Source organism: Halopseudomonas nanhaiensis, assembly GCF_020025155.1.
Lineage (GTDB): Bacteria > Pseudomonadota > Gammaproteobacteria > Pseudomonadales > Pseudomonadaceae > Halopseudomonas > Halopseudomonas nanhaiensis.
This window is the reverse complement of sequence record NZ_CP073751.1, coordinates 3278459-3285000: the sequence shown is the minus strand read 5'-3', so window position 1 is coordinate 3285000 and position 6542 is coordinate 3278459. Positions and strand designations below refer to the sequence as shown.

The window sequence follows — 6542 nt, the reverse complement described above, 5'->3', positions numbered from 1 at the left end:
TAACGACAATGGGAGTGAAAAACTCCCACGCCGGAAGACCAAGGGTTCCTGCGCAACGTTAATCGACGCAGGGTGAGTCGATCCCTAAGGCGAGGCCGACAGGCGTAGTCGATGGGAAACGGGTTAATATTCCCGTACTTCTAGTTACTGCGATGGGGGGACGGAGAAGGCTAGGCCAGCAAGGCGTTGGTTGTCCTTGTTTAAGGCGGTAGGCTGAGATCTTAGGTAAATCCGGGATCTTAAGGCCGAGAACCGATGACGAGCTTTCTTTTAGAAAGCGAAGTGGTTGATGCCATGCTTCCAGGAAAAGCCTCTAAGCTTCAGGTAACTAGGAATCGTACCCCAAACCGACACAGGTGGTCAGGTAGAGAATACCAAGGCGCTTGAGAGAACTCGGGTGAAGGAACTAGGCAAAATGGCACCGTAACTTCGGGAGAAGGTGCGCCGGTGAGGGTGAAGGACTTGCTCCGTAAGCTCATGCCGGTCGAAGATACCAGGCCGCTGCAACTGTTTATTAAAAACACAGCACTCTGCAAACACGAAAGTGGACGTATAGGGTGTGACGCCTGCCCGGTGCCGGAAGGTTAATTGATGGGGTTAGCTTCGGCGAAGCTCTTGATCGAAGCCCCGGTAAACGGCGGCCGTAACTATAACGGTCCTAAGGTAGCGAAATTCCTTGTCGGGTAAGTTCCGACCTGCACGAATGGCGTAATGATGGCGGCGCTGTCTCCACCCGAGACTCAGTGAAATTGAAATCGCTGTGAAGATGCAGTGTATCCGCGGCTAGACGGAAAGACCCCGTGAACCTTTACTATAGCTTTGCACTGGACTTTGAATTTGCTTGTGTAGGATAGGTGGGAGGCTTTGAAGCGTGGACGCCAGTTCGCGTGGAGCCAACCTTGAAATACCACCCTGGCAACTTTGAGGTTCTAACTCTGGTCCGTTATCCGGATCGAGGACAGTGTATGGTGGGTAGTTTGACTGGGGCGGTCTCCTCCCAAAGAGTAACGGAGGAGTACGAAGGTGCGCTCAGCACGGTCGGAAATCGTGCGTAGAGTATAAAGGCAAAAGCGCGCTTGACTGCGAGTCCAACACGACGAGCAGGTACGAAAGTAGGTCTTAGTGATCCGGTGGTTCTGTATGGAAGGGCCATCGCTCAACGGATAAAAGGTACTCCGGGGATAACAGGCTGATACCGCCCAAGAGTTCATATCGACGGCGGTGTTTGGCACCTCGATGTCGGCTCATCACATCCTGGGGCTGAAGCCGGTCCCAAGGGTATGGCTGTTCGCCATTTAAAGTGGTACGCGAGCTGGGTTTAGAACGTCGTGAGACAGTTCGGTCCCTATCTGCCGTGGACGTTTGAGATTTGAGAGGGGCTGCTCCTAGTACGAGAGGACCGGAGTGGACGAACCCCTGGTGTTCCGGTTGTCACGCCAGTGGCATTGCCGGGTAGCTACGTTCGGAAAAGATAACCGCTGAAAGCATCTAAGCGGGAAACTTGCCTCAAGATGAGATCTCACCGGGAGCTTGACTCCCCTAAAGGGCCGTCGAAGACTACGACGTTGATAGGCTGGGTGTGTAAGCGTTGCAAGGCGTTGAGCTAACCAGTACTAATTGCCCGTGTGGCTTGACCATATAACACCCAAGCAATCTGGTGTTAACGATCAAGACAGACAAACGACAAGCTGGAACTGCACGAGATTACAAGATCCGTCTGACTTCTATCACCAACCCAAGCTTTTAGCTGCTCGGACTCAAAACCGGTCAGCAACAAATTGCTTGACGACCATAGAGCATTGGAACCACCTGATCCCATCCCGAACTCAGAAGTGAAACGATGCATCGCCGATGGTAGTGTGGGGTTTCCCCATGTGAGAGTAGGTCATTGTCAAGCGCCTATACCGAACGCCCCGATCTCAAAAAGATCGGGGCGTTCTTCTTTGTGGGGCAAAAATACACGCCAGCGCGGCGACCATGATCGACAGTCACTTCTCTGAACTCTGTCGGCTGCGGAGTGCATGCTTCTCCCGCGCGTGTTACACCACGCTTTCAATCGCTTATCTGATACCTTGAATCGTACCTGTCACGGAGTATGTTCCGATGAACGTGTACGACCGCTATGTTCTGCCAAAGCTGATCGATTTTGCCTGCGGCATAGGCCCGGTGATGAACGTTCGAAGGTCGCTGATCCCTAGAGCCTCCGGCGAGGTGCTGGAGATAGGCATCGGTACCGGTTTGAACCTGGCTTTCTATGACGCAGAGAAGGTGCATTCCATCATAGGCGTAGACCCGGCCGCGCAGATGCACGCCCTTGGGGCGGAGCGTGCCAGGTTGATAGACATTCCGGTGGAGATGATTGCCGTGGATGTGCAGGGTATCGCAGCAGAAACGGCGCGTTTCGACACGATCGTCATGACGTTTACGCTGTGTTCGATAGTCGATCCGATGCCGGCGCTGATCGAGATGCGCCGCGTACTCAAGCCGGACGGTCAACTGCTCTTCGCCGAGCACGGCTTATCTCCGCACCGTTCCGTGAGCCAATGGCAGCACCGGCTGACGCCAGCCTGGAGACGTGTCGCCGGCGGTTGCCATCTGGATCGCGATATAGGCGGACTGATCACCGCTGCCGGATTCGAACTGACGGAATGCCGGGAGGAGTACATCCCCGGCCCCAAGCCGATGACCTATGTATATGCCGGACGGGCGAGAGTGGAAAGGCTACAGCCGGAAACCCTCTGATATGTACTCGGCCAGGCATTCGGTCACCGGATTTCTGTTGGAGTCGTTGCGTAGCAACACAATGCTTGCCGAGGGCATCGGTGGCAGTTTCTCCTGTTCGCCGATGATTCGCATGCCTGCCGGTATAAGGCTGCGAAGCTGCGCCGTGATTGCCAGACCCGCTCCGACCACCGCCATAATGGCTGACAGACTTGGGCTGGTGTACGCCACCCGATAATCCCGCCCCATTGCATCCAGCGCATTACAGGCCCAAGCGCGGCAGAAGCAGTCGCTGTTGAACATCGCCAGCGGCAGGGTCGGGAGCTCATGCAAATCGAAGCCGGCTGCCTGAGCCCAGACCACCTCCTCCTGTTTCAACAGCTGGCCGATCTCCTTGCCTGGCTCGCGTGTCACGATAGTCAGATCCAGATCCTTTCGCTGCAGCAGCTGGAAAGACGGTTCGCAGTGCATTTCTACCTGGACCATGGGGTAGGTCTGAGCGAAACGGGCCAAAACCGCAGGCAGATAGCGCATGACGTAGTCGTCTGGGGTTCCCACCCTGACGACACCGACCATATTCGGCTCACGGAAGGAATTGATAACCTCGCTCTGCAGCGTGAGGATTCGCCTGGCGTACCCCAGCAACAGCTCTCCTTCTGCCGTGATGATCAGCTGGCGGCCTTCACGCCGAAACAGCGGCCGCTGTAGAACATCCTCTTCCAGACGTTTCATCTGCATGCTGACTGCAGACTGGGTTCGATTCAGGATCTGGCCAGCACGGGTAAAGCCGCCATGGTCTGCGATGGCGACGAAGGTGCGCAGCAGCTCGCTGTCGATGGTGGGGTAGTTAGCCAAAGCATCAATTTCGCAGATCGATTACATAAGAAACATTCGTTTGTGTGATGTTAACGCCGGTAGCAGAATTTTTCCATCTCAGGAGGATGGATCATGAACCGACGCATCACGCTTCGCTTGCCCGCTGCCCGCCCCATCGCGTGCTCATGGCTACTGACAATTCCGGCGTATCTGCTGCGCAAGTTCCGCAGATGGCAGCGGCTTTCATACGAGCGCAGCTTGCTCGGATCGATGGACCATCGCATGTTGCGCGATATCGGCGTCACACCAGCCGAAGCCGAAGAAGAAAGCCGTAAACCATTCTGGCGCGAACGATGAGCCGCTCAGCGTGACAATAGTCTCCGGCAGGTTTCGAGGATTCGGGCTGTGTCCACAGGGCTGCGGCCCGGGGCACCTGCACAGTGACCCCAGTCGGAGACGAGTGGAATGACCTCGGCTCTGGGGATCATCGCCGCCTCGTAGCGTGCATCCTGCTCGGTGAAGTACAGGTCAGTGCTGCCAGGCATGATGATGCAGTCAGCGCTTATCGTCTGCAGCGCCTGTGCGAGGTCCCCGTCGTATCGACAGCCGCTGCTCACGTCGGCGCGCCTCCACGTTTCAAGCATTGCTAGCAGATCATTGGCATCCTGTGCCAGGTGGTCCTCCTCCCAGAACTTGAGCAGCGCCTCGATTGTCGGGCAGCCGAGCTGCTGATACAGGCCGTTGCGGTAGAACGCCTGACTGTAGGCCCAGCCAGCATAAACCCGCCCGAATGCGCGCAGCCCCTTCTCGGGCGGTCGTTCATAGTCCCCGCCTTTGAAGGTGCAATCTGCTTGCAGCGCAGCCCGGACACCGTCCAGAAACACCTGATTATGGGGCCAGCAACGGGCCGTTGCGCAGATGCTCATGACTCTGGCTACGCGCTGCGGAAAACTTGCCGCCCACTGCAAAGCCTGCATGCCACCCATTGACCAGCCAAGAATCAGCGCCGGACACGCGTCATTGAAACGCTCTTCGATCAGTTTTTTTTGCGCATATACATTGTCGAGTAGGGAGACGTAAGGAAATCGCGGCCCACGCTGTTCTTCTACGGTATTGGACGGAGAGGAGGAGTGGCCGTTGCCGAACATGTTCGGAACCAGGATACAGAAACGCTCCGGATCGAGCGGAGAGTGCGCACCAACAAGAGGCATATTTCCGGAGTGTGCCCCACCGTAGTACGTCGGGAGAATCACCAGATTGTCCCGGGCCTTATTCAGCTCCCCTAATTGCACATAGGTGATCTGCGCTCGGCGCAGGGTGTCTCCGCTCTGCAGAGCGAAATCGCCTAGCTCGAAGCGTGTAGGTAGCGGCATTGAATGGGTTCTCCATGGTCCCGGCCTTCAGTTTGGCCGATGAGTTTGCATCACATACATGCATGCTGGCATGTATGTTGAATGGAAGATTCGTACCAACTGCCAGCACGTGCAGTCACTTACGACTCGGAGCATAGACATGACGGTTAAGACATCCGCCGACGGCCTTAAACAAACCCTGCAGGACAAGGGTGTGAAATATGCACTAGCCGGCTACGTGGACATCCACGGCATCATCAAGGGCAAGTTCGTACCGGTGGAGCATATCGGTCGGATGATCAAGGGGTCAGAACTGTTCACGGGCGCCGCACTCGACGGTGTTCCGCAGGACATCGCCGACAATGAAGTCGCTGCCATGCCCGACATGACGAACATCACCGTGTGCCCATGGAATACCGAACTGGCATGGTTTCCCAGTGATCTTTACCTGGATGGCGCACCGTTCGAAGCCTGCTCGCGCAACATTCTCAAGCGTCAGGTTGCCGCAGCTGCGGATCTGGGCCTGACGTTCAACCTGGGCATCGAAACCGAGTTCTTCCTGTTCAAGGACAGCGGCGACGGCGGGTTCGAGCCGATCAGTGGCCGCGATACGCTGGCCAAGCCCTGTTACGACCCGCGGACACTAGGCGACAACATGCCTATCGTGGGTGAGCTGGTCGAAGCCATGAACAGCATGGGTTGGGATGTCTATTCATTCGACCATGAAGATGCCAATGGCCAGTTCGAAACCGATTTCACCTACACCGACGCGCTGGGCATGGCCGACCGCCTGGTGTTCTTCCGGCTGATGGCCGGGGAGATTGCACGCAAACACGGCGCGTTCGCCAGTTTCATGCCCAAACCGTCCGCAACGCGCACCGGCAGCGGCGCCCACTACAACATGTCGCTGGCCGATCGCGAAACCGGGAGGAATCTCTTCGATACCGCCAACGGCGTCGATCCGCACGGGTGCGGTGTCACCGAAATGGCCTATCACTTCATCGCCGGCATCATGAAACATGCCAAGGCGATCAGCGCAGTGATCGCGCCGACCGTCAACAGCTACAAGCGGCTCGTGCGCAAGGGCAGCATGTCGGGCTCGACCTGGGCTCCGGTATTCGTCTGCTACGGCAACAACAATCGCACCAACATGTTGCGCATTCCGTCGCAGGGCGGTCGGGTGGAATGCCGTGCCGCAGACATCGCCTGCAACCCGTATCTGGGTAGTGCGCTGATCCTGGCGGCGGGGCTGGAAGGCATTCGCGAAGCGATGGATCCCGGTCTGCCGCACCGCGAGAACATGTACAACTACACCGACGCCCAAGTACGTGACATGGGCATCGAGATGCTGCCGCAGAACCTGGGCGAAGCGATCGACGCGTTTGCGGCGGACCCGCTGTCCCGGCAGGTGTTCGGCGAAGCGATGTTCAACAGTTTTGTCCAGTACAAGCGCGACGAGTGGACCGCCTATCACACGCACGTGTCCGACTGGGAGCTGAACCGATACCTGAAGTTCTTCTGAGGCTGGCCAGCTGCGCAAACATGGCGCGGCTTTTGCTGGTACACCGTCACACCCACTGATTTTCAGGAGTTGATCATGAAAAAGCCTGTTCACCTTGTCAGCCGGTTGAAGCGATTGGCGACTGCCACCGT

Annotated in this window: 5 protein-coding genes and 2 rRNA genes (1 of these 7 cut by a window edge); 5 read left to right on the top strand and 2 right to left on the bottom strand. The window is 56.9% G+C overall.

Annotated elements, in window-relative coordinates; all coding sequences use genetic code 11:
- From KEM63_RS15045 to KEM63_RS15035, 3 genes are all read left to right on the top strand, one after another.
- Positions 1-1638 (top strand): 23S ribosomal RNA (locus KEM63_RS15045); it begins 1252 nt to the left of the window's first position.
- Between the two features lie 143 nt (positions 1639-1781).
- Positions 1782-1897, top strand: a 5S ribosomal RNA gene (gene rrf, locus KEM63_RS15040).
- Positions 1898-2103: 206 nt separating this feature from the next.
- Positions 2104-2742 carry a class I SAM-dependent methyltransferase gene (locus KEM63_RS15035; RefSeq protein WP_223653046.1) on the top strand — a complete coding sequence of 213 codons (639 nt, stop codon included), beginning with the start codon at positions 2104-2106 and terminating at the stop codon, positions 2740-2742.
- Here the strand turns inward: KEM63_RS15035 and KEM63_RS15030 are convergent.
- Positions 2722-3576 (bottom strand): LysR substrate-binding domain-containing protein, encoded by an 855-nt coding sequence (locus KEM63_RS15030; RefSeq protein WP_223653045.1) that lies wholly within the window; start codon positions 3574-3576, stop codon positions 2722-2724. The genes KEM63_RS15035 and KEM63_RS15030 overlap by 21 nt on opposite strands.
- 93 nt (positions 3577-3669) lie before the next feature.
- On the opposite strand from KEM63_RS15030, the gene KEM63_RS15025 reads away from it, so the two are divergent.
- Positions 3670-3894, top strand: coding sequence for a DUF1127 domain-containing protein (locus tag KEM63_RS15025; protein ID WP_223653043.1), 225 nt, complete (start codon positions 3670-3672; stop codon positions 3892-3894).
- 5 nt (positions 3895-3899) lie between these two features.
- Here the strand turns inward: KEM63_RS15025 and KEM63_RS15020 are convergent, their stop codons facing one another.
- Complete coding sequence (locus KEM63_RS15020) at positions 3900-4910, bottom strand: alpha/beta fold hydrolase (protein WP_223653041.1); 1011 nt, start codon at positions 4908-4910, stop codon at positions 3900-3902.
- Positions 4911-5049: 139 nt separating this feature from the next.
- Between KEM63_RS15020 and glnT the strand changes: the two genes are divergently transcribed.
- A complete protein-coding gene (gene glnT, locus KEM63_RS15015) occupies positions 5050-6411 on the top strand; it encodes a type III glutamate--ammonia ligase (protein WP_223653039.1) in 1362 nt (453 codons plus the stop codon).
- The last annotated feature ends 131 nt before the right edge of the window (positions 6412-6542 follow it).